We start from the raw sequence: 23198 nt of genomic DNA on the forward strand, positions 1-23198 counted from the left end.
TAATCGTTAAATGTCGTGGTGCAGGGTTTCTTCCAGCATCGGGTGATTTTTGGCAATCAGGTTAGCCTTCGTCAGCTGGGTAGAAATGGACCACATAAATCCGCAGGCGAAGATGAGGATCATCCCAAACTCGATCGGACCAAAGCCAGCGTGTTCGCCAACCGTTCCTGGCATGATATTCACATAGAAATCAAAGTAGTGGCCAACGATAATGCCCCAGGCGGCCAGCTTCAGGAAGATGTACGTACGCTTAGCGTCCCTTGTCATCAGAACAAGGAATGGAAAGACAAAGTTTAGCAGGATATTTATAAAAAACGGCGCTTTATAAATACCACCGTAACCACTGAAACGCTCCCGATAATAGATCGTTTCTTCGGGTAAGTTGGCGTAGTAAATCAGCATAAACTGAGCAAACCAAACATAGGTCCAGAAGATACTGAACGCGAACATGAATTTACCCAGGTCATGCAGGTGGCTATCGTTCACAATTTGCAGATACCCACGTTCCTTCAGCGTAACTACCGTCAGTGTAATAATCGCCAGGCCCGTTACGTGCCAGCTTGCCAGCGTATACCAGCCGAACATGGTGCTGAACCAGTGCGTGTCAATCGACATGACGAAATCCCAGGCTGAGGTCGACGATGTAACGGCAAAAACAACCAGGAAAGCGGTTCCGAACTTGATACTCTTCTCGTAGTATTCGGTGCCACCATGCAGATCTTCCTGCAGCGAGAAATTACGAAGCATGCGCCACAGCACGTACCACAGCACGAAGTACAGGACTACACGGATCAGGTAGAAAGGCGTATTCAGAAAGCCCTGTTTGCCGGCAATGATCGGATCATAGTCCGGACTGGCTTTATCGTACAGCCCTTCATGAGTCCAGTGGAACAGGTCATGGCCGGCAATAAAGAAAACAGCCAGCACCACAACTCCCATAAACGGCAGGTAAGCGGGTAGTGCTTCGGGAATACGTTTGAAAGCAGACGACCAGCCAGCCTGAGCCAGGTAGTTGTACGAGATGAAGAACATCCCGATCACCGATGCGCCCGTAAAATAGATAGCGTTCAACCAAACGTTTGCCCACAGGCGGTTAGTCCACTTGTACGCATGGTGGCCACCATCATGACCTTCGCTGGCGCCCGTACCATGAACGACTTCATGGGTACCATGTTCACCAACTCCTGAAGCCAGTAAATAAGCGCCGATTGCCACCAACGCAACACCGGCTCCAATGCCGATCAGTAAGCGACGTTTGGACTCTGCTGTAAATTCGAATTGTTCGTCTAGCGACGGTATTGCGTGAGCCGATGCCATTCTTATAGTTATAAGTTTTCGGTTCGCGTTTCAGAAAAGCAGGTATGTACGGTAGATCAAAGCCTGCGTTGAAAGCGGAACAATCAAATTATCCTTGTTGTAGTTTGTGTACGTATTGTACAATCTTCCAGCGTTCTTCGGGCGTCATCTGCGAACCATGGGGCCACATACGTCCTTTACCATGGGTGATGACATGGAAAATATGTCCGTCATTCATGGTTTTGTAGGCGTCTGCTGAATAGCTGGGAACACCTTTGTATTCCTTGCCAACAAGCCCGTCACCTTTACCACCTTCGCCATGGCAGTGGATGCAGTAACGGCCGTACAGAACCTTACCTTCCTCAAGCGTTTTTTCCGTTTCGAGTATAGGGTTTGTCAATACGCGTTCTGCCAGCCCAATGCTGTCTTTGGGAATGTTGTAAATCATCAGGTCGGTTGTGGCGCTGTCGCCAGTTCCAAACTGGGTATGATAATTAGGCCGCGCAACCGTGCCCCGGGCGGGCAGACGCATGTTCAGTCCTTCCGGGTTTATCGTGTTGGGACGGATTTGCCGATAAGGCTCATAGCCAACAGCATCGTACATCTGCGGAGCAAATTCAACATTCGTATCGTCATGCCCACGCTTACAGGCCGAGCCTGCAATGATGAGACCGACCATAGCGATGGTAGCCACGCTTCTATGTTTCGTAATCTTGCTCATTGTTCGAATCAGAACTGCTTAACGTTAACTTCGGCAGCTCCTGAATTTTTCAGAATCTGTTCAATGTCGCCTTCAACAAGGTTGTTTTTGCTAAGATCAATAGCCATCGCAAACTTGTTGTCTGTTGTGCGTAAATCGTACATGAGCGGCTTCACTGTGGGACCGAGACCATTCGAAACTAGGAAGGTGCCTACCATGCCCAGGGCGCAGAAAAGTACCGTCAATTCAAAAATCACCGGCACGTATACCACAGGCGAGTAGGAATCCTTACCACCTACAATCATAGGCCAGTCAAAGCTTTCCGTATAGGCAGTCAGGGTTAGGGCAGTAAGGGTACCGGACAGACCGAACAGGAAAGCGGCAATGCCTAACCGACTGCGTGGGTGACCAAGAGCAACATCCAGTCCGTGGATTGGGAATGGGCTGTATACTTCGTGGATTCGAACACCCGCTTTTTTTACATCTCTAACGGCTTTCAGAACTACATCGTCATCGTCATAGATGCCGACTAGAAACTTACCGCTACCATTTACGTCTGACATACTTTTTATTGGTCTGTTTCTGCTTGAGCCTTCAGGCCTTTTATCACCAGGATAAGAAAGCCTGAAGGCTTAACTATTCAATTAGTCAACATCTTTGTTAAACGTCGGATTGGCAACCCGCTCACCTTTGGCAACACCCGATACCGAAACGGGCAGTTTTTCCGAAGATGATTTGATGATTGTTTTCACTTCAGCCATGTTCACCACCGGCAGGAATTTGGCAAACAGCAGGAACAGGGTGAAGAACAAACCGAACGAGAAGATATAATCACTGATATCGAACAGAGTCGGGTGGAACATGGCCCAGCTCGATGGCAGGTAATCGCGGTGCAGCGACGTAACGATAATTACAAAGCGCTCGAACCACATACCGATGTTTACAACAACCGATAGGGTGAACGTCCAGACAACGCTCCGGCGGATAGCCCGCGACCAGAACAGCTGGGGAGAAATTACGTTACAGGTCATCATGGCCCAGTAAGCCCACCAGTAGGGTCCCGTGGCGCGGTTGATGAACGCATAGCTTTCAAACTCAACGCCCGAATACCAGGCAATGAAAAACTCAGTCAGATAAGCTACCCCTACGATCGATCCCGTCAGGGTGATGACTTTGTTCATCGACTCGATGTGCTCAACCGTAATGTAATCCTCCAGCTTAAACACGACCCGAATAATCAGCATCAGGTTCTGCACCATGGCAAAGCCCGAGAAGATAGCACCGGCAACGAAGTAAGGAGGGAAAATGGTTGTGTGCCAGCCCGGAATTACCGACGTAGCAAAGTCCATACTTACAATCGTGTGTACAGACAATACAAGCGGAGTAGAAAGACCAGCCAGAATCAAGCTCATGTACTCATAACGAGCCCATGTTTTAGCCGAACCGTTCCAGCCCAGCGAGAAAGCGCCGTAGATATAGCGAGATACTTTGCTGCGAGCCCGGTCGCGGATGGTAGCGAGGTCAGGCAACAGACCCATGTACCAGAACACCAGCGAAACGGTAAAGTAGGTACTGATGGCAAATACGTCCCAAACCAGGGGCGATTTAAAGTTTACCCATAGCGAACCGAAGGTGTTTGGCAGCGGCAGTGCCCAGTATGCCAGCCACGGACGGCCCATGTGCATCAGGATGAAGCTGGCCGCACAGATAACCGCAAAGATGGTCATAGCCTCAGCAGCCCGGTTCACCGCCGTCCGCCACTTCTGACGGAACAGCAGCAGAATGGCCGAGATTAGCGTACCGGCGTGACCGATACCCACCCACCAAACGAAGTTGGTGATGTCCCATGCCCAGCCGACTGTTTTGTTCAGCCCCCAGACACCCAAGCCTTCCCACCAGGTCCAGAACACGCAGGCGGTTCCGTAGATTAGCACAATCACCGAAATAGTAAAGGCAATCGTCCACTCTCTGGTGGGACGCCCTTCAACCTGACGGCTGATATCCTCCGTCACATCGGCGTAGGTTTTACCACCGGTGATAAGGGGAGTTCTTACGGCTGATGTTACATGCGACATATACTTACTGTATTTACGAGGTACGATTGACGATGTACGATTTACAATTTGTGGAATTACGTTGTTTTACTCAGCTCGTAATCCGTCAATCGTAAACCATGCTTGTGATTTAGGCTTGTGACTCCTGACGGGTTTCCTGCTTGGGCTCTTCGTCCTTGTTGCGGATTTTTGTCAGGTACGAGATTTGCGGTCTCACGTTGATTTCTTCCAGTACGTGGAAAGCCCGGCCCTTCATTTCTACTTCCAGCGTTTTGGAAATGGTGCTTTCGGGGTTGTTCATGTCGCCGAAAATGATGGCGTCAGTTGGGCAGGCCTGCGCACAGGCAGTCTGAATTTCATCTGGCATGGGCCGACGGCGCTCTTTCTTAGCCGTCAGTTTGCCTTCCTGAATCCGCTGCACGCAGAACGAACACTTCTCGATTACCCCCCGTGACCGAACTGTAACATCCGGGTTGATGACCATTTTACCGAGGTCATTGTTGAAATGGTAATCAAAGTTATCGTTATCGAAGTACTTGAACCAGTTGAAACGGCGTACTTTATAAGGACAGTTGTTAGCACAGTAACGGGTACCGATACAACGGTTGTAGGTCATCTGGTTGAGACCCTCGGTGCTGTGGGTCGTAGCCAAAACGGGACATACCGTTTCGCAGGGAGCGTTGCTGCAGTGCTGGCAAAGCATAGGCTGGAACGTTACTTCGGGATTGGCCGAAGCTACTTCTAGTGCTTTTACATCTTCAGCATCAGCATCGCTGCTGTAGTACCGGTCGATCCGGATCCAGTGCATCTCACGACGCATGATAACTTCGTCGCGGCCTACTACCTGGATATTATTCTCTGACTGACAGCCGATTACGCAGGCATTACAACCGATACAGGAGTTTAGGTCAATGACCATACCCCATGAGTGGTTGGGCTTACCGTAGCCGTGCCAGAGGGTAATGTTAGTCGCATCGGTTGGTCCTTCAGACGTTTCAACCCTGGGCGTATACCGACCGGCCATCGGATTCTTCACGTAGTCGGTCAGCTTGGCTTCCTGCACAACCGCCCGGCGACCCATTACGGTGTCGTGGGTCTGCGTCTGCGCAATCTCGCGCTTGCCACTTGCTTTTTCTACTTTAGCACTAACCGCAGAGAAGTTCAGGTATCCGTTGGTCAGACTGGCGAGCGGGAAGGCGTTTTTACCAACACTGTTACCCGCTTTACCCGCTTTTTCACGGCCATAACCGATAGCTACCGATACGGTATTGTCGGCCTGACCGGGTTGTACCAGCACGGGTAATTCAATCGACTTGCCGTTTACGGTAACCGTCACCAGGTCGTTTTGTGCAACGCCCATATCATTGGCCGTTTTCTGCGACAGGGCTGCATAGTTATCCCAGCAGGCTTTAGAAACCGGATCAGGCATCTCCTGTAGCCAGGGGTTGTTAGCCATTGAGCCAGAACCGATGCTTACTTTCTCGTACAGGGCCAGCTCGATACCCGTCGTTGGCCGGTAGCGTTGCGCAATACCAGCGGCAGCCTGGGCCAGGTTACCGGCAAAGCTAGCGCCACCAGCAACAGCCTGACCTTTAGCGGGCTCAAAAACGCCATCGTGCAGACACTTGATCCAGAAAGCGTCAAATGACGAGAAGCCTGAAGCCTGCGGATAATAGTTAGTGCGCCAGTAGTTCTTCAGGTACGTCTGGAAGTCGTTTGGCCGACCCGCCCAGGTGAGCAGACTCGACTGAAACTGACGGGTTTTGAAGATGTGCGTGATAGCCGGCTGCATCAGGCTGTAATGACCAGCCTTAGGCTCTGCATCACCCCAGCATTCAAGGAAGTGAGGAGCCGGCGTGATGTATTTACAAACCGAAGCGGTCTCATCAGCGCGGTCAGCGAACGAAATGGAGAGACCTACCCGCGGCAGGGCTTCAGCCAGTTCGGCACCACGTGGGTGATCGTATACCGGGTTAGCACCGAAGAACAGAGCAGCTCCTACCCGACCCGCTTTCGCGTCGTCGATGAACGCATTCATCTGCTGATCGTTACCCTGCCGGTAATTCAGTGGCGTATCGAGGTCGATGGTGGAGCCGTAGCTGCCAAGCAGACCATTCAGGGCGTTTATCACCACCTGAACGTTTGGATCATTGGATCCAGATACGACCAGCGCCCGACCGCGTGAGCGTGCCAGATCCGTAGCCGCTTTGTCCAGATATTGTACGTCGACAGAAGCAGAACCCGCAGCCGTACCACCCAATTTCTGAGCTACTTTATTGTAAAGCGCCAGCGCAACCAGACCTTCCTGCGATGGTTTGTAGGTACCCCGATAATCGGCGTTCGCACCCGTCATCGACAATCCGGTCTCAAACTGGTAGTGACGTGACATCGTTTTCTTGCCACCACCAACGGCACCGATCTTACGACCCTGTGCGTACGGACGGGCAAAATCCAGCGGAGCGATCCAGGTGCCCAGGAAGTCAGCTCCGAGACTAACGATCGTCTGCGCTTTGCTGAAATCATAGGATGGGATAACGGCTTTACCAAACGAAGCCTGGTTGGCCTGAACCATACCAAATGCCGAGTTCACATCGTACATGATGTGGCGGGCCGTTGGGTACTTCGCTACGAAGTCAGCAACAACCGCCTTGGTGGCTGGACTTAAGATCGTAGACGTAACGATGCGAATAGCTCCACCGCGCGACGAAACCGTATTCAGACCGTTAATGATCTCACGGTCGGCAGTTGCCCAGTCGATGACGGCATCACCCCGGCGTGGTCCATTCAGCTTGTCAATGTCATACAGAGACAGAACCGATGCCTGAACGCGGGCGGTGGTCCCTCCTTTCGAGATGCTTGACTGCGGGTTACCTTCAATTTTGATGGGTCGGCCTTCGCGGGTTTCTACCAGGATAGCCGCGTAATCACCACCATCAACGAAGGTTGAAGCGTAGTAGTCTGAAATAGATGGGTACGTAAATTCCGGTTTGTTAATGTACGGAATAGCTTTATGAACTGGTGTCTCGCAGGCCGCCAGCGAAACGGCAGCCATACCAAAACCCATTGCTTTAAGGAAATCACGGCGTTGGGTGTTCGAGCCGCCCAGCAGACCATCGAGGTCTGAGGAAGACTCGTCGGGATTGGCAAATTCGCTGTTGGCGTTCTTGACGAACGTAGCGTCATTGCGCAGTTCCTCAACCCCTTTCCAATACCGTTTGGTTGTATTTTCCATGCGTATTTTGTGCGGCAGGTTAAACGATTAATAGTGGCATTTGGAACACTCCAGACCACCAATGTTGGCTACCTTGAGCGGCTCTTTGCTTTCTTTCCGGTGCAACGCAACCAGCTTATCGTAATAAGCATTGTCTTTGGTGTTGACTTCGGTTTTGCGGTGACAGTCAATACACCAGCCCATGGTCAGTGAAGAGCGTTGCTCCACTACTTCCATTTTCTCAATCTCGCCGTGGCAGGTCTGGCACTGTACGTTGCCGACGTTTACGTGCTGAGCATGGTTGAAATAAGCCAGATCAGGCAGGTTGTGTACCCGAACCCATTCAATAGGCCGGTTCTGCTCGATGGCTGCGTAGATTTTCTGAATCTCCGGCGACTCTTTCTTAATGACGCCGTGGCAGTTCATACAGATGTTGGCAGCCGGAATCGTTGCCGATTTTCCTTTGTTTACACCGGTATGGCAGTAGTTACAATCAATCTTGTACTGACCGGCGTGTAGCTTGTGAGAGTAAGCGATAGGCTGCTTGGGAGCATAGCCCTGCTGGATACCAACACTGTACAGACCATCGATCGATTCCTTCGCGACAACCAGTAAAAACAGCCAGATTACAACGGAGCGGAGCGTCGGATTGTTGAACGCACCGGACAGACCTTCTTTCAAACGCTGCCCCAGCGGAGCTACGGTCTGTGTACCGTCGCCGGCAGCTACCGGCGTTACCGCTTTCGACAGGATTGTTACGATAACCAGCAATACGCCCAGCACGAGCAGCATGACAACCAGCAGCGCAACGAGTACAAACGTAAACAGGTTGGACGGGCTCGAACTGATACCCCCGTTCTCGGCCGAGGCCCCACCGCCACCACGCACCTGAGCTTTGCCATCTCCATCAACGGTAGCCGTTGCGGGCGCACTCGCCTGGTCGATGTAAGCCAGAATACCATCGATGTCGGCATCCGTCAGGTTCGGGAAGTTCGACATCTGAATCTTGTTGAACTTGTTGTAGACCTGAACGGCGTATGGATCCCCAGCGGCAATCAGCGCCGATGAGTTACGAATCCATTTATGCAACCAATCTTTACTGGGGGCACGTTGTTGAATTCCTTTCAAACCGGGTCCAACAACCACTTCTTCAGTTACAGCATGGCATTGTGCACAGTTGTTTGTGAACAATGTTTTTCCCTTTTCAGCGTCTCCGCCACCACCCCCACCAGCAGGTGTGGCTGTGGCTGGACCTCCGCCGGCTGCCGCAACTGAGTCCTGCGCCTTGAGCTGACTACCGTTCAGTAACAGCGCCAGCGACAGGGCAAACACCCCGTAAACCTTAGACAAGCGACTCATTTTGAGATGTATAGTTAACGTGTTAATCACCATATTCACCACTAACTTTTCATTGGCCCACAAAAGTACGACACGATTGCTGTATAGGCAAAAATCAAGGTTTAGATATTTTTAGGGCTCAATTTTATTTATATTGGTTCTAAGCAGCACCAATTCTGATTCGCCACACAGACTGGTAACGATTTGTTTATTTGGGTGTTCTGCAAAAAAAATTGCCATTCGGCTTCTTTTGTAAAGAATAGCCAAATGGCAATCATAATCGGAGAGGTTCCGAGCGGATTCGAACCGCTGTACGAGGTTTTGCAGACCTCTGCCTAGCCACTCGGCCACGGAACCATTTTACCCGAACACATGATGACTCCTCGTTTCGGGACTGCAAATATAGGTATTTATCTATCGCAGGCAAAAGTCACGCCAAAAAAACGCCCCGGTATTGTCGAATACCGGGGCGATACTATCTAGGTAGGACAACAGGAACTGGTCTTAGTTGCGGCCTTCCATCTGCTCTTTCAGGGCAGCCAGGGCATCGAGATCACCCAGGGTTGCACCACGATCCGACTGGTTGGAGGTCGAAGTCGACGGTGCCTTGGGGGCTTTCGGCTTCTGCTCTTTTACCGGCTCGTTTTTCTCCTGCCACGTTTTCGTGTGCGAGAGCATGATACGTTTCTCTTCTTTCGAGAATTCGGTCACTTTGAAGTCGAGGTTTTCACCCACTTCAGCGAAGGTACCGTCTTCTTTGCCCAGATTCTTGAGCGACGAGAAGCCCTCAATGCCGTAGGGCAGTTCGAGCGTAGCCATCTTGTCGTTTTTGCTCAGGATCGTGCACCGGTGAATGGTACTTACCGCAAACACAGACTCGAACGTATCCCATGGGTTTTCTTCGAGCTGCTTGTGACCCAGGGCCAGACGACGGTTGTCGACGTCCAGTTCCAGTACCACAACCTCCAGTTCTTCACCTACCTTGATGAAGTCCGATGGGTGTTTTACTTTCTTGGTCCACGACAGATCCGACACGTGTACCAGACCATCGATACCTTCTTCCAGTTCGAGGAACAGGCCGAAGTTGGTCAGGTTACGCACCAGGCCTTTATGCTTCGTACCGATGGCATACTTGGTCCGCAGTTCGGGGCGGGTCCAGGGATCTTCGGTCAGTTGCTTGATGCCCAGCGACATTTTCCGATCGTTGCGATCCAGCGTCAGCACCTGTGCTTCTACTTCGTCGCCTACTTTCAGGAACTCCTGTGGGTTACGCAGGTGCTGCGACCACGACATTTCTGATACGTGGATCAGGCCTTCTACACCCGGCATCAGTTCGAGGAACGCACCGTAGTCGGCTACGTTCACGATTTTGCCTTTTACTTTCGAACCAACCTGAATATCGTCCGACAGCGCATCCCATGGGTGAGCCTGCAGTTGCTTCATACCCAGCGAAATCCGCTTCTTGTCTTCATCGAAGTCGAGGACAACCACGTTGACTTTCTGGTCGAGGTGCAGTACTTCGGAGGGATGGCTGATACGACCCCACGAGATATCCGTGATGTGCAGCAGACCATCTACGCCACCAAGGTCGATGAACACACCGAAGTTGGTCATGTTCTTGATCACCCCTTCGAGTACCTGACCTTTTTCGAGGTTGTTCAGGATTTGGGCACGTTGTGCTTCGAGGTCTTTCTCGATCAGTACTTTGTGCGAAACAACTACGTTGTCGTTTGCATAGTTGATCTTGACGACTTTAACCTCCATTTTCTTGCCAACGAAAATATCGAAGTCACGGATCGGCTTCACGTCGATCTGCGAACCGGGCAAGAACGCTTCTACACTGTAAATATCAACGATCAGGCCACCTTTGGTCCGGCGTTTTACAAAACCATCGATAACGAGGTCTTCGTCCAGCGCCTTCTGGATTTTCTGCCAGGCGGTGATTACTTTCGCTTTCTTGCGCGAGAGCACCAGCTGGCCGTTCGGGTCTTCCTGATTTTCTACGTAAACTTCAACTTCATCACCCATCTTCAGGTCCGGCAGATCCCGGAATTCAGAAGCTGGCACCAACCCATCCGACTTGAATCCGATGTTGAGCAGCACCTCCCGGTCTGTGATCCCAACTACGGTTCCCATCACCACTTCTTTCTCTTTAACCTCCGACAGGGTGTTGTCGTAGAGTTCTAACATCCGGTTGCGCTCGTCATCCGAATAGCCACTTCCAAATCCTTTGTTGTCTGCCCGGTCCCAATCAAATGCCGGCAGTTCGCGTTGCTGCGTTTTGCTCATAAAAAATGGTTTCCTGACCCACTCGGTACATCAGGCGCTGGGTCAATGGCGCGCTGACTTTTGGTTTATAGATTGTTATCCTTGAAAAAGGATTGCAAAGGTAAGCAATCTTTTCGGGCAAAAAGTTCTGACAGGCCGGAAAAAAGGCAGGGAGGCCGACAGAAAAGAAGCGGTTACCCCGTCCTTTCTATCGGCCTCCCTGCCTAGCTACTGTTTTTTTATAAAAACGCTTTTTCTTTTCTGGCTAGAAACGGCATCCAGCTTTCTTCTATGGAGCCCGAAAATTCGCGTAAAAAAACCAGAAACGTAGGTTTGAACGGTTTCTGGCGCAGTTTCATGTTAGCTTCGTCGGGCGTGTAATCTCCTTTCCTGGAGTTACAGCGTTTGCAGGCGGTAGCCAGGTTATCCCAACTGGTTTTGCCTCCTCTCGATTTCGGCATAACATGATCAAGCGTGAGGTCTTCCGGCGTGCCGCAGTACTGACAGCGGTGCCCATCGCGTTTGAATATATTCTGCCTCGTTAGCATAACGCCTTTGTAAGGCAGATTCACGTACCGGTGCAGACGGATAACCGACGGCATCGGAAACTCGGCAGAAACGGTTCGCAGCATGAATTGCTCCGATTCGGCAACGAGTTCGGCTTTGTCTAAGTAAACCAGCAAAAATGCTTTGGGAACGGAGCAGATGCTGAGTGCGCTGTAATCTTGATTTAAGACTAATACTTTCCTGCCCATATCGCGTTTGGATGCCTCTGTACGGTAGCAATTTACAGACTTATCCACAAAACGACAAGATTTGTGGAAAATTAGTATCGCTCGCGCTGGAGATCCCGTTCGACCTCCCTTTCCTTTATGCTATCCCGCTTGTCATACAGCTTTTTACCCTTTGCCAGAGCGATATCGACCTTCGCAAAACCGCGCTCGCTGGTGAACATCCGGATAGGTACGATGGTCAGTCCCTGGTCTTTTAGTTTTTCGGTGAGCCGTCTGATTTCGCGTTTGGTGAGCAGGAGTTTACGGTCGCGCAGCGGCTCATGGTTGTAATGCGTCCCTTCTGCATACAGCGAGATATTCATCTGCCTGATAAACAGTTCATTCCCGTTAATGAGGCAGTACGCATCCTGGAGATTTACTTTTCCCTGCCGAACCGATTTGATTTCGGTGCCGGTCAGCACAATGCCAGCAGTGTAGGTTTCGAGAAATGAATACTCGAACGAAGCCCGGCGATTGCGGATATCAACTTGTTTAACAATAGAAGCGGAGGCCATGTATGCAAAGGTTAGACCAGTATGCTGGTCAGAAAAGGCGATGCAGTTTACACCAAGTTCCTGTGCCGACCCGTGTTGGTCAGGCATGAACGCCAAAAATATAAACCGGAAAAAGGCCACAAAGGTAGCCAGGTAAGAACACAAACACCGGGAAGCGGAGGGAGGTTTGCAAGGCCGGGCGAAAATAGTGTCTCGCCGGGGAAAGGTCGCCTGGGTAGGCCGATGTTGACACCCCGAAGAGTGGTAACGAAGTCACAGCCTCAAGACTTGTTACGGCATCGGCCCAACCCGGGCGGTGTTGGCCTTTTCTCCAGTCAGAAGCAATGACTCATCAAAACAGGATTGCTTAGTTTTTAAGCAAAAACAATGCCTAACCCACAGGAATACCGGGAAATAAACAAAATTAGGGTCACGCCGAATCTGAAATTTAATTAACGGCTATACTGTGTCACCACAAAAAATAGGTCGTTAACAGGCCCAATAATCGTGCCACTTTTTGGCACGGCGCCTACCCATGAGATGACTAAAACAGCAAAAGGGAATCCGTCCGCTCTGGACAAATTCCCTTTCGTTTGTTGGCCCTGAGCCGATCGGCTACTTCTTGGGTTGAGCCTGCTTGTCTTTGTATTCCTTGTTAAGCCCGTCCAGAATGGTTTTTGTCTGATCAGCATCGGGATTCGCGAACAGAATACCACCGCCTTTGGTGTAGCCCAGCACGAACTGGTATTTATTCTGTGCGTTGACTTTGTTCAGATAATCGTAGATCTGGTCGTAAAGCTGCTTGTTCTTCGCCTGTTCTTCAGCAGCCAGATTCTGGGCTGCGCGCTCGCGGAAAGCCAGGATATCCTGCTGCTCTTTCTGAAGCGAGGCTTCGGTAGCCCGGCCCTGCTCCTGCGTCATGGTAGCAGCCCGCTGCTGAAAAAAGGCCACCTTGTTCTGCAGGTTGCGCCCTTTGGAGGCCAGATCGTTTTCCAGCTGGAAGCGTTTGCTCTCGAGTACTTTCTGCGTGTCTTTGAAATACTCATACTTGGTCAGCAGCGAGTCAACGTTTACGTAAACAATTTCTTTCCCCTTGGCCTGGGCTGGCTTGGTCACGGCAGTCGTCTCGGGCTGGCGGTCTTTAAAATGCAGGTAATACAGTACGGCTACGGCAATCGTCAGGACGACGTTAAGAATCAACGAAGCATTCTTCACGATAAATGAATTAGTTAGTGACTTGTTTATCTTACAAAGGTATAGGGATTTACGATTAGGAGATACGATTTGCGATTTGATTTCCGCTGGCCTGCCGGACAAAGAATCCGGCCACTCCGGCTAAACCACCCACCAGACCGCTCACCAGCGTTGTCACCAGGACCGGCAGCACCCCTCCGTTCGTTTTAAAAAGCAACTCGCTCATCCGCCCCACAAAAACCCCGTCGGTGCGGAGCTGTATCATCAGGGCGTACAGCAGCCAGACAATACCCACCCCGACGAAGCCATACACAAAGGCCCGTCCCGCCCCCGGGCTCCGCCAGCAGCAGATAGCAAATGATACAACAGCCAGACTCCACCAGGGAAAAACGAGCTGCACCAGCAAACTCAGCACGGCAATGGCAATAATTTGACGCATATTCCAGAAACGACCCGTAGTCGCGTTGATTGATATATTGATCTGATCGTGACCTTATTTTATAGTAACCCGGCGCCTGATTCGGGCATGTTTCTCATCGGCCGACAGCAAAAAGAGCAATTCGTTGAGTTGCCCCGTACGCCAGGTTTCCAGCATGTTGAGGTAGTGCGGGCTCCCGGGGTTACCGGACTGCCCACCCGGATAAACGCCGTAGGCTATGGGCTTCGGGCCGAGGGCTACCACCATCCGCCAAGAGGGGCCGGTACGCTCGGTCGTGGCGTTTACGATACCATTCCCTCCGCCAATCTGTACGTTCAGCGCGCTGAGGGCGTCGAGCCGGGCCAGGTGACTGATGCGGGTGGCTTTGTGCTTCCCCCACTGCCATGACGTACCGAGTGGGCCGTGCTGCCGGGTCAGCGAATCGACAGCCGCGCGGAAACTCTGCGTCAGTACATCATTGATGGTTTCGCGGGCGGGCGTGTTAACATCGTCGAACCAGCTGGCACTGGGGTCTTTTTCGGCCAGCTGGAGCGTACGGTCAAAGCTGGGGTAGCGCAGAGTGGTCGAGTCATTGCTCGGAAAATTATCGTTCCAGACCGCGTCCATGCATTGCCGCGTCCATTCGGTGAAGATGGTCGGTGCTATTTCGCTCACATCATTGGTGTAACGCCAGGCTTTCAGCACCGCCAGTGCCTTGGGCTGCTGGCCTGTCAGCTTTTGCGTCTGTACATAGTTGAGAAACACGGGCAGAGCGTTGGCCGCCCGCACGTTCATATTGTCGTTCTGTAGCTGCCGCAGACTGTCGGGAGTAGCCTGTTGCATGCGCGCTAACCGTTGGTTGATGCGTACACCCCGCTCGTAGGGAGCAAACTGCCAGTTGATGTAATACGGATAGGTTGGGTCGGTAGACGACTGGTTAGCGGAGCTGACAAACCCGCGCGGTGGGTTTTTAACGTGCGGATTATGCGCGGCCGGAATCCAGCCCTGCCAGTCATGAGCCGGGTTAGTCCCGTCGAGCAAAAACTTACCCTGATCTTTCCACTTCAACGGAAAGCGACCATTGGGCGAGATGGCAATGTCTCTGGCTACATCGGCAAACACGAAGTTTTGGGCAGGGGCTCCGTAATAACGCAGCGCTTCGCGATAATCGGCGTGGTTTTTAGCCCGGTCGAGGAGGTAATACGTCAGAAAATCGTTCGACTCTTCGTGGGCGATCCAGCGGGCGGCATACCCCACCGGAACATTTTTGGCGAACGGTTTCTGGCCAGCCATGTACATAACGGGGCCGTGGTGCGTATACAATACGGTATCTATTACGTCGGCCTGCCCTTTCACCTTGATTCGCTCGATACGACGGGTAACGGGTTTCCAGCGGTTGTCATGCCAGTACTCCCGCTGCGAGGCATCCCGGAAACGTATCTGATAAAAATCGAGTACATCAGCCCCCACGTTGGTGACGCCCCAGGCCACCTGTTTGTTGAACCCGATAATTACCCCCGGTGCGCCGGGCATGGTGGCCCCGTATACATTCATGGTTGGAGTAACGAGCTGCATCTGATACCAGATAGACGGCAGGCTGAGCGACAGGTGCGGATCGTTGGCCAGAATAGGATAGCCGGTGGCTGACTTTTGCGGACCAACCGCCCAGTTGTTACTCCCAATAGCCGGGTCGTGATCGGGCCATTTCATCGCCAGCGGTTCGCTGCTGGTAAACGCGTTGGGCGGAGTGGCCGGTACAGCAACTGGTTTGAAATCCCAGGACGTACCCACCGGAATGATAGGATCTTCGCGAAACGGGTAGTCGGGAAACAGATCGGCGGTAGCCGCCGGGCCAATCCGGCGGAGCACATTGCTCATGTTCAGGTCGTCGGCCCCAAGCGCCAGCACGCCCGACATGTATTTCAGGAAATAGGCGCACTTGATAGCCTGCCAGGGTTCGGGTTTGTAGCCGAGCAGTTTGTACTCCAGTGGGTACTGAGCCGGGCTGAGCTGGCTGATGTACGCATTGACCCCGGCGGTATACGCTTCTACTGACTCCCGCGAGCGCGGATCGGTCAGCATGGCCTTGACGGATCGTTCGGCGCCGAACCCCATTCCCAGCCGCCGGTTGTACCGGTCCAGCTCCAGCGCCCGATCGCCCACAATCTCGGCCACGCGCCCGGCGGCAGCGTGTGTCTGAAATTCCATCTGCCAGAGCCGATCACGGGCCGTCAGGTACCCCTGCGCGAAATAAGCGTCGCGGTCGTTCTGCGCAAACACGTGCGGAATAGCCAGGTCATCGAATACGACAGTAACGGGTGCCCGGGTGCCTTTCAGGATCAGCTCTTCATCAGCGGCTTCAGTGGTCTCGGCGTTCTGCCAGAAACCCACAAATGGACTCAGTAAAGGCCCGAATGCCGGCACTACACCCCAGGGGCGATTCAACGCGTAAACCAATAAAACAGTCAGAATAACAAAGAGCGAAGCTTTAGCGTAGCGCATGCGTAAGGTGGGGCAAATTCTCGATTGGAAGTGCAAGTTTACGATTGCACCCAGCAAATAAAAAGTATTCTTATACTAACCAGACTTATTCTTTTTTACATTTGTCTACGATCAATTCTATAGGAGCTAGTGGTTTAAGAACGACTGCCGAATTATCATGGAAGTAACGGATGCCGAACTAACGTATCGTCTGAGTCAACACGACGAAACAGCCTTTGAAACGCTGTTTCGACGGTACTATCGTTATCTGTACAGTATTGCCGTTCAGTACGTGAAAGATCCGGAACTGGCCGAAGACGCGCTGCAGGAGGTATACCTGAAACTCTGGACGCACCGAACCCAGCTCGACGCATCGCAGTCGATAAAAGCCTATCTGGCTACTGCCATGCGAAACCAGATCATTAACCGGCTTCGCGACGACAGGCGGGCCATTCTGCGGCATATTGAGCGGCAGGCACTTTTGCCCGAAGCAGATACCTCGACCGAAGAGTCAATTACATTAAATGAATACAGCTCGGTTGTTCGTCAGGGCCTGCAGCTGCTGCCGCCCCAGCGCCGACTGGTATTCACCCTCCGCTCCGAAGTGGGGCTGACCAACGAAGAAGTAGCCTCACAACTTCGCATCTCGATCAATACGGTTAAAATCCATTATTACCACGCCTGTCGCTTTCTGCGCGACTACCTGCGGCATCATGCCGACCTGCCTACACTGGTTATTGCCGTGCTGAGCAGCCTATATCATTAAAATCAGAACTTTTTTTTTGATTCCAATAATACTTTAGAAACGCTGTGGTGTATAGTGAGTAAATGGACTCCTATACCCTATGACAGACGATGTACTCAATCGGTATTTTGCCAACCAGATTACGCCCGAAGAAGCCCAGCGTGTTCTGACCTGGTTCAATACAGATGAGGGCCGTGCGTACCTGGCAAACCGACTCGATAAGCAGTTGGGTCAGCCCAGCTGGCAAACTACCTCACCCCTTTCAGCTCCGGCAGCGGACCCGCTCTGGCAACGCCTGAACGAAGCCCGGCAATCACTATCTGCCCAGCCAACTCTAGCTATCAGACCATTGACCAGCTGGCGACAGCCTATGCGCTGGGCGGCTGTGTTTGTGGGTGCCCTGCTGATCGCACTCGGCAGTTTCTGGCTATATAATCAGCGCCAGCCCGCCGAGCTGACCCACCAGACGCCCTTCGGGAAAATTCGCACCCTCACCCTCTCCGATGGCTCCGTTGTAACGCTGAACGGCAACAGTCGCTTGCGGCTTGCCGAACAGTGGCGCCCTGGCCAGGCGCGCGAAGTATGGCTCGATGGCGAAGGCTTCTTCCGGGTTACCCACCAGCAAAACCACGAGCGCTTTGTTGTTCACCTCCCCAACAAGCTCAACATCGAGGTGCTTGGCACGCAGTTCAACGTGCTGGCCCGCGCCAGCCGGGCTAAAGTGGTACTGACTAATGGGAAAATCCGGCTCGACGTTGGTAAACGCGCTAAAGAGAAGTTGATCATGCGTCCCGGCGACCTGGTCTTCGCCGATATCAACAAGCGGATTTACTACCGAAAACGGGTCGACCCGGCGGTACAGTCGTCGTGGCAGGCCGACAAACTCCGCTTCGAGGATACCACCCTGCAGGAAGTGGCCGATATGCTGCGGGAAACGTACGGTGTCGACGTCGTTATTACCAATCCGGAGCTGGGCCGGCAAACCCTGTCGGGCAGCGTGCCCAACAACTCCGTAGAGACCATCCTGAACGGCCTATCCACCCTGTTCGATCTGCGTATCACGCGGAAAGGCAACCAAATACTCATTCAATAATCAATCAATTAATCTGTTATGAAGCAAATACTATCTACCCTGTGGCTGTTGTTGCTGATCGGAATTGGATCGGTCAGAGCACAGCTGCTCGCGTCAACGAGTCGGTACACCAGTTTACAGGCCAGAGCGAGCGACACCCGCATGCTTACGCTTCGGAACGCGCTGACCGAACTGGAGCAACGCTATCGCGTATCATTTATTTACCCATCCAGCCTGGTCGAAACCAAGGTGCTGGTGGGCCGCCATGCTGTCAATAATCTGGAAACCGAACTCACGACGCTGCTGGCCGGAAAAGATCTTTCGTTCCGGAAAATACAGCCTAATTTCTACGCCATCGTTTCGAATAAAGACAAACAGCCCCGGCTTTTTCGGAAAATCGAACAGGTACAGACCGGCACCAGCCAGCCCGCCGAAGCTACGGGCATACCGTCGCGAACGCTCGATAAACTGGAACAGATCGGCTGGACTACCACCTCCTCCCAGCCTCTGGCCGATATCAGCGGACGAGTAATTGACAAAACCGGCCAGGGTATACCGGGCGTCAGCGTTCTGGTGAAAGGCACCAACCGGGGTACTACCACTGACCCCAACGGTAACTTTACCATCAACGTACCGGCTCGTGGGGTACTGGTATTCAGCTTTGTCGGCTACGTGTCGCAGGAAGTGCCGGTTGGCGATCGCAGCCAGGTTTCAGTTACCTTACTCGACGACGTGAAAGCGCTGTCGGAGGTAGTTGTTGTTGGTTACGGTACCCAGAAACGGGCCTCGGTAACGGGCGCTATTTCATCGATCTCCGCGCAGGAAGTAACGCAACTTCCCGTTCCCAGCATCGAAAGCGCCATTCAGGGCCGGGTTCCGGGGGTAAGCGTTGTGAACAACGGTTCGCCCGGCGAGTCGCCCATCGTGCGCATCCGGGGTATCGGCTCCATTCTGTTTGCCTCTAACCCGCTCTACGTCATCGATGGCTTCCCGACCGGCGACCTCAACAACTTCGATTCACGGGATATTGAGTCGGTGGATGTGCTGAAAGATGCCAGTGCAGCCGCCATCTACGGATCGCGGGCGGCCAACGGGGTTATCGTCATCACCACCAAACGTGGCAAAGCCGACGGTCGGCTGCATGTGAGCTACGACGGCTACGCCGGTGTTCAGAGCGCCTGGCGGCAACTCGACCTGCTCAATACCGACCAGTATCTGCAATTTGGTACGGCACTGCTGCAAAATGCAGAGAATGATGCGGCCCTGGCGGCCAACCGCCCGCCGGTAGATGCGCGGCCCCGTCGCTTCCTGAATATGAACGACCCCATCTACACGGGCGCTACCCAGACCTACGCGCAGACCAACACCAACTGGCAGGATGAAGTATTCCGGAATGCCGCTATTCAGCAGCACAGCATTCAGCTGTCGGGTGGTAACGAGCGGTCCCGGTTCCTGTCGTCGGTTGGGTTCTTCACCCAGGATGGGATCATGATCGGTACAAACTACAAGCGGGGTAACTTCCGGCTCAACTCGGACCATACGATTAGCAAGCGGTTCACGTTTGGTCAGGCTCTGACCCTGGCCTACAGTGACCGCTATGGTGAGGTGAGCGCCGGCGGCCGTACGCAGGTGCAGAATATGATCAGAATGACGCCTTACATACCGGTTACGGATCCTTTCCTGCCCGGCGGCTATCGGGGTCCCGATGGCGCAGACGCGTCTGACCCGCAAAACCCGGTTCGGGCCGCGCTGCAGGATCGGACCAACTCGCAGCAGTTCAAACTGCTCGGTAGCGCGTATCTGGATGTGAAGCTGATCGAAGGGCTGACCTACCGGATTCGGGGCGGTGTCGATTACGTGTCGAACCGCGACTTTACCTTCCAGCCCATCTACAGCGAAAGCTTCAACGCCCGCACCCAGGCCACGATCGCCGACAACCGCAACGTTTACGTATCGCCCCTGATTTCTAACCAGCTGACCTACGACCGCACCTTTGGCAAACACAGCCTCAACGCCGTGGCGGTAGCTGAGCGCCAGGCTGCCAACTCCAACTTCCTGAACGGCAGCGGCCAGGCTCCTTCCAACGACATCCGGGAGATCTCGGCCCTGTCGCCGACCAGTGTGGGTCTGCAGGGTGGCCGTAACCAGAACGTCCTGTTGTCGTATCTGGGCCGGGTCAACTACGAATACGGCGGCAAGTACCTGCTGAGCGCATCGATCCGGCGCGACGGCTCGTCGAAGTTCGCTCCGGGCAACAAGTGGGGTAACTTCCCATCGGCTTCGGTAGGCTGGCGGATCAGCGAGGAGTCGTTCATCAAGAATGTGCCGGCTATCTCGGAACTGAAACTACGGGCCAGCTATGGCTCGCTGGGCTTCAACGGCATCGGCGACTACGACTGGCAGGTTGCGGTGGCGCAGAACACCAACGCCGTTCTGGGTGGTGTCCGTACGCAGGGGGTTTTCTACGATCGTCTGGGCAACACCTCGCTGAAGTGGGAAATCACCAAAATGAGCAACGTGGGCGTCGATCTGGGCCTGTTCAACAACAGCATTACCCTGACAGCCGAGTACTTTATCCGGAATACCGACGGGCTTATTCTGCCCCAGCCCATTGCGCCCTCGATCGGCTATTCGCAGTCGCCCATTGTCAACATCGGCAACATGCGCAACCAGGGTCTGGAGCTGCAACTGGGCTATAACAAACAGAAAGGCGCTTTCCGGTACAACGCATCGGCCAACCTGAGCGCCATCCGTAACAAGGTGCTGAGCCTCGGCCCCAACGTATCGCCACTGTTTGCCGGTCTGAACGCCGACTTCGGCGGCAACGACATTACCCGCACCGTGGCCGGCGAGCCTATTCAGTCGTTCTACGGCTGGAAAGTGGCCGGTATCTACCAGAACACGGGCGAGGTCACGTCGGGCGCCAGCCAGCCGAATGCGAAACCCGGCGATGTCCGGTTTGTTGACGTCGACGGTAACGGCACGATCGATGCCAGCGACCGGGTGAACCTGGGTAGCTTCCTGCCTAAGTTCAACTACGGCTTTAACTTCAATGCCAACTACCGCAATTTCGACCTGGCGCTGTTCTTCCAGGGTGTACAGGGCAACAAAATTTATAACGGAACCAAAGTGCTGACCGAAGGTATGCTGCGGCTATTCAATGCCGGCACCGGCGTACTCAACGCCTGGACGCCCGAGAACACCAACACTGACATCCCCCGTGCGGTCAGCGGTGACCCGAACGGCAACACCCGGACGTCGGATCGTTTCCTGGAAGATGGTTCGTACCTGCGCCTGAAGAACCTGAGCCTGGGTTACAACCTGCCGGGTGGTATGCTGCAGAGCTGGTCGCGCGGAACGCTCAGCCGGGCCCGGTTGTATGTATCAACCACTAACCTTCTGACGTTTACTAAGTATACAGGCTATGATCCTGAAGTGGGTTCACGGGCCAACGCAACGCTGACCAACGGCGTCGATTACGGTCAGTTCCCGCAGGCTCGTACCATGACGATTGGCCTTCAGCTCGGCTTTTAATGACTAAGTACACACAACAAACAGAGTAGCAGCCATTTCCATAAATTACTTACAGAAATGAATCGTCAATATATAACAACCAGCGTTGTCGCCCTCAGCCTGTTGATGGGCTGTAGCACCAGTAGCCTGGACAAGATCAACCCCAACCAGGTAACTACCGAAATCTACTACAAAACGGGTAGTCAGCTCGTTTCCGGCGTGAACTCGGTCTATGCCATCTGGCAAAGTCTGAACCTGACCGGGCGCGAGTGGTTCTTCACCCATGACCTCCGCAGCGACGACATGGCAACGGGCGGTGGTCAGCTGGAAGCGCCCCGTAACCAGATTCTGATTGGCGCCCAGCTGCCGAACAACGCAGTATCGGCCGCCGTCTGGAACGGGCTGTACCGGTCCATCCACCGGGCCAACGTCGTTATCGACAACGGAGCTACGGTCAACGATAACCCAACCCTGGCCAAACGGGCCGTTGGCGAAGCCCGTTTTCTGCGGGGACTGGCCTATCTTGAGCTGGTTACGTTGTGGGGCGGGGTGCCGCTCTATACCAGCGTTGTTACGGCGGTTGACGGCACCAAACCCCGGGCCTCTGTCGATGAAGTGTATGCCGCCATTATCGCGGACCTGACAGCCGCCCAGGCTGACCTGCCCGCTTCTTACAGCGGTAACGACCTAGGACGGGCCACGTCGGGTGCTGCTGCGGCTCTGCTGGGACGCGCCTACATGCAGAAAGGCGACTACGCCAATGCTCGTACGCAGTTTCAGAAGGTAATCAGCTCGGGCCAGTACCGACTGATCGATCAGTACACGGATAATTTTACGGAAGAAAGCAAGTTCAACGCCGAAGGGGTTTTCGAGATCGGCTTCTCCAGAATTGGCGACTTCAACTGGGACGGCGACGGGAACGACGGCGGAGCTAACGAAACGACCACCCGCAGTCAGGAGTACAGCCCCATCGGCTGGCGTAACCTGATCCCGTCGGCTTCGCTGCTGGCCGAATTCGAGAATACAGCGAAGGGCGATGCCAAAACCGACCCACGGCTCAAGTTCAACTTCTACTTCATCGGTGACTCGTTCAACAATGGCACCCGTGTACTGGCCGACGCCGATGTTCAGGGCAATGCGCAAGTGTTCAACGGGGTAAGCCAGAAAGTGAGCTGGCGGAAGTACACGGCGCTCTACAAAAACGCCGAGACGTTCTACACGTCGGGGATCAACATGAAAATCATCCGCTACGCCGACGTACTGCTGGGCATGGCCGAGTGCGAAAACGAAGCTGGTAACACCGCTGCGGCCATTGCGCTGCTCAACCAGGTCCGGACCCGCCCGAGCGTAGCGATGCCTGCCTACCCGACCACCAATTACCCGGTCAACAGCAAAAACGAAGTATTCCGGGCCATTGTCCACGAACGCCGGGTCGAACTGGCGGGCGAGCAGATTCGGAACCGCGACATCCTGCGCTGGAGAGCCCAGAACAAGCTCGCCACCGAGCCTATTGCCTACTTCGTAAGAAACCGGCAGGAGCTGCTGCCCATTCCGCAACAGGAGCTGGACAACAACGCCCGCCTGAGCCAGCAGGATCAGAACCCCGGTTATTAAGTTATCTTTCATTTCGTGCCGCTACAA

Annotated in this window: 16 protein-coding genes and 1 tRNA gene; 4 read left to right on the forward strand and 13 right to left on the reverse strand. The window is 53.5% G+C overall.

Annotated features, from left to right (window positions below; all coding sequences use genetic code 11):
• Positions 1 to 6: 6 nt before the first annotated feature.
• The 13 genes from B1C80_RS15475 to B1C80_RS15535 form a co-directional block, all read right to left on the reverse strand.
• Positions 7 to 1317: a quinol:cytochrome C oxidoreductase gene (locus B1C80_RS15475; protein WP_077922101.1), complete on the reverse strand. Its 1311-nt coding sequence runs from the start codon at positions 1315 to 1317 to the stop codon at positions 7 to 9.
• 88 nt (positions 1318 to 1405) lie between these two features.
• Entirely contained in the window at positions 1406 to 1975 is a 570-nt protein-coding gene (locus B1C80_RS15480; RefSeq protein ID WP_369822708.1) for a cytochrome c, read from the reverse strand.
• Between the two features lie 50 nt (positions 1976 to 2025).
• A complete protein-coding gene (locus tag B1C80_RS15485) occupies positions 2026 to 2559 on the reverse strand; it encodes a DUF3341 domain-containing protein (protein WP_077922103.1) in 534 nt (177 codons plus the stop codon).
• A gap of 81 nt (positions 2560 to 2640) precedes the next feature.
• On the reverse strand, positions 2641 to 4071 hold the full coding sequence (gene nrfD, locus B1C80_RS15490; protein WP_077922104.1) for an NrfD/PsrC family molybdoenzyme membrane anchor subunit: 1431 nt from the start codon (positions 4069 to 4071) through the stop codon (positions 2641 to 2643).
• 109 nt (positions 4072 to 4180) lie between these two features.
• Complete coding sequence (locus tag B1C80_RS15495) at positions 4181 to 7282, reverse strand: TAT-variant-translocated molybdopterin oxidoreductase (RefSeq protein ID WP_077922105.1); 3102 nt, start codon at positions 7280 to 7282, stop codon at positions 4181 to 4183.
• Positions 7283 to 7309: 27 nt separating this feature from the next.
• Entirely contained in the window at positions 7310 to 8620 is a 1311-nt protein-coding gene (locus B1C80_RS15500) for a c-type cytochrome (RefSeq protein ID WP_236648804.1), read from the reverse strand.
• Positions 8621 to 8885: 265 nt separating this feature from the next.
• Positions 8886 to 8956, reverse strand: a tRNA-Cys gene (locus B1C80_RS15505).
• Positions 8957 to 9103: 147 nt separating this feature from the next.
• Positions 9104 to 10888 carry a 30S ribosomal protein S1 gene (rpsA, locus tag B1C80_RS15510; RefSeq protein ID WP_077922106.1) on the reverse strand — a complete coding sequence of 595 codons (1785 nt, stop codon included), beginning with the start codon at positions 10886 to 10888 and terminating at the stop codon, positions 9104 to 9106.
• A gap of 218 nt (positions 10889 to 11106) precedes the next feature.
• Entirely contained in the window at positions 11107 to 11622 is a 516-nt protein-coding gene (locus tag B1C80_RS15515; RefSeq protein WP_077922107.1) for an HNH endonuclease, read from the reverse strand.
• Positions 11623 to 11693: 71 nt separating this feature from the next.
• The gene (gene smpB, locus B1C80_RS15520; protein WP_077922108.1) at positions 11694 to 12155 is read right to left on the reverse strand and encodes an SsrA-binding protein SmpB; all 462 of its coding nucleotides are present in this window, start codon (positions 12153 to 12155) and stop codon (positions 11694 to 11696) included.
• Positions 12156 to 12749: 594 nt separating this feature from the next.
• The gene (locus B1C80_RS15525; protein WP_077922109.1) at positions 12750 to 13349 is read right to left on the reverse strand and encodes an OmpH family outer membrane protein; all 600 of its coding nucleotides are present in this window, start codon (positions 13347 to 13349) and stop codon (positions 12750 to 12752) included.
• Positions 13350 to 13404: 55 nt separating this feature from the next.
• A complete protein-coding gene (locus tag B1C80_RS15530) occupies positions 13405 to 13767 on the reverse strand; it encodes a hypothetical protein (protein ID WP_077922110.1) in 363 nt (120 codons plus the stop codon).
• Positions 13768 to 13821: 54 nt separating this feature from the next.
• The gene (locus B1C80_RS15535) at positions 13822 to 16248 is read right to left on the reverse strand and encodes a penicillin acylase family protein (protein WP_077922111.1); all 2427 of its coding nucleotides are present in this window, start codon (positions 16246 to 16248) and stop codon (positions 13822 to 13824) included.
• Positions 16249 to 16405: 157 nt separating this feature from the next.
• Here B1C80_RS15535 and B1C80_RS15540 point away from each other — a divergent pair, with 157 nt between their 5' ends.
• From B1C80_RS15540 to B1C80_RS15555, 4 genes are all read left to right on the forward strand, one after another.
• Positions 16406 to 16993, forward strand: coding sequence for an RNA polymerase sigma factor (locus B1C80_RS15540; RefSeq protein WP_077922112.1), 588 nt, complete (start codon positions 16406 to 16408; stop codon positions 16991 to 16993).
• A gap of 79 nt (positions 16994 to 17072) precedes the next feature.
• Entirely contained in the window at positions 17073 to 18065 is a 993-nt protein-coding gene (locus B1C80_RS15545; RefSeq protein WP_077922113.1) for a FecR family protein, read from the forward strand.
• A gap of 18 nt (positions 18066 to 18083) precedes the next feature.
• Positions 18084 to 21578 (forward strand): TonB-dependent receptor, encoded by a 3495-nt coding sequence (locus B1C80_RS15550; RefSeq protein ID WP_077922114.1) that lies wholly within the window; start codon positions 18084 to 18086, stop codon positions 21576 to 21578.
• Between the two features lie 57 nt (positions 21579 to 21635).
• A complete protein-coding gene (locus B1C80_RS15555) occupies positions 21636 to 23171 on the forward strand; it encodes a RagB/SusD family nutrient uptake outer membrane protein (protein ID WP_077922115.1) in 1536 nt (511 codons plus the stop codon).
• Positions 23172 to 23198: the final 27 nt, after the last annotated feature.

Source organism: Spirosoma sp. 209, from assembly GCF_002006735.1.
Classification (GTDB): Bacteria; Bacteroidota; Bacteroidia; order Cytophagales; family Spirosomataceae; genus Spirosoma; species Spirosoma sordidisoli.

Bases quoted from the DNA above. Each gene is read 5' to 3' on its own strand.
- B1C80_RS15475 (WP_077922101.1), bottom strand. From the start codon at position 1,317: ATGGCATCGGCTCACGCAATACCGTCGCTAGACGAACAATTCGAATTT.
- B1C80_RS15480 (WP_369822708.1), bottom strand. From the start codon at position 1,975: ATGGTCGGTCTCATCATTGCAGGCTCGGCCTGTAAGCGTGGGCATGAC.
- B1C80_RS15485 (WP_077922103.1), bottom strand. From the start codon at position 2,559: ATGTCAGACGTAAATGGTAGCGGTAAGTTTCTAGTCGGCATCTATGAC.
- nrfD (WP_077922104.1), bottom strand. From the start codon at position 4,071: ATGTCGCATGTAACATCAGCCGTAAGAACTCCCCTTATCACCGGTGGT.
- B1C80_RS15495 (WP_077922105.1), bottom strand. From the start codon at position 7,282: ATGGAAAATACAACCAAACGGTATTGGAAAGGGGTTGAGGAACTGCGC.
- B1C80_RS15500 (WP_236648804.1), bottom strand. From the start codon at position 8,620: ATGAGTCGCTTGTCTAAGGTTTACGGGGTGTTTGCCCTGTCGCTGGCG.
- rpsA (WP_077922106.1), bottom strand. From the start codon at position 10,888: ATGAGCAAAACGCAGCAACGCGAACTGCCGGCATTTGATTGGGACCGG.
- B1C80_RS15515 (WP_077922107.1), bottom strand. From the start codon at position 11,622: ATGGGCAGGAAAGTATTAGTCTTAAATCAAGATTACAGCGCACTCAGC.
- smpB (WP_077922108.1), bottom strand. From the start codon at position 12,155: ATGGCCTCCGCTTCTATTGTTAAACAAGTTGATATCCGCAATCGCCGG.
- B1C80_RS15530 (WP_077922110.1), bottom strand. From the start codon at position 13,767: ATGCGTCAAATTATTGCCATTGCCGTGCTGAGTTTGCTGGTGCAGCTC.
- B1C80_RS15535 (WP_077922111.1), bottom strand. From the start codon at position 16,248: ATGCGCTACGCTAAAGCTTCGCTCTTTGTTATTCTGACTGTTTTATTG.
- B1C80_RS15540 (WP_077922112.1), top strand. From the start codon at position 16,406: ATGGAAGTAACGGATGCCGAACTAACGTATCGTCTGAGTCAACACGAC.
- B1C80_RS15545 (WP_077922113.1), top strand. From the start codon at position 17,073: ATGACAGACGATGTACTCAATCGGTATTTTGCCAACCAGATTACGCCC.
- B1C80_RS15550 (WP_077922114.1), top strand. From the start codon at position 18,084: ATGAAGCAAATACTATCTACCCTGTGGCTGTTGTTGCTGATCGGAATT.
- B1C80_RS15555 (WP_077922115.1), top strand. From the start codon at position 21,636: ATGAATCGTCAATATATAACAACCAGCGTTGTCGCCCTCAGCCTGTTG.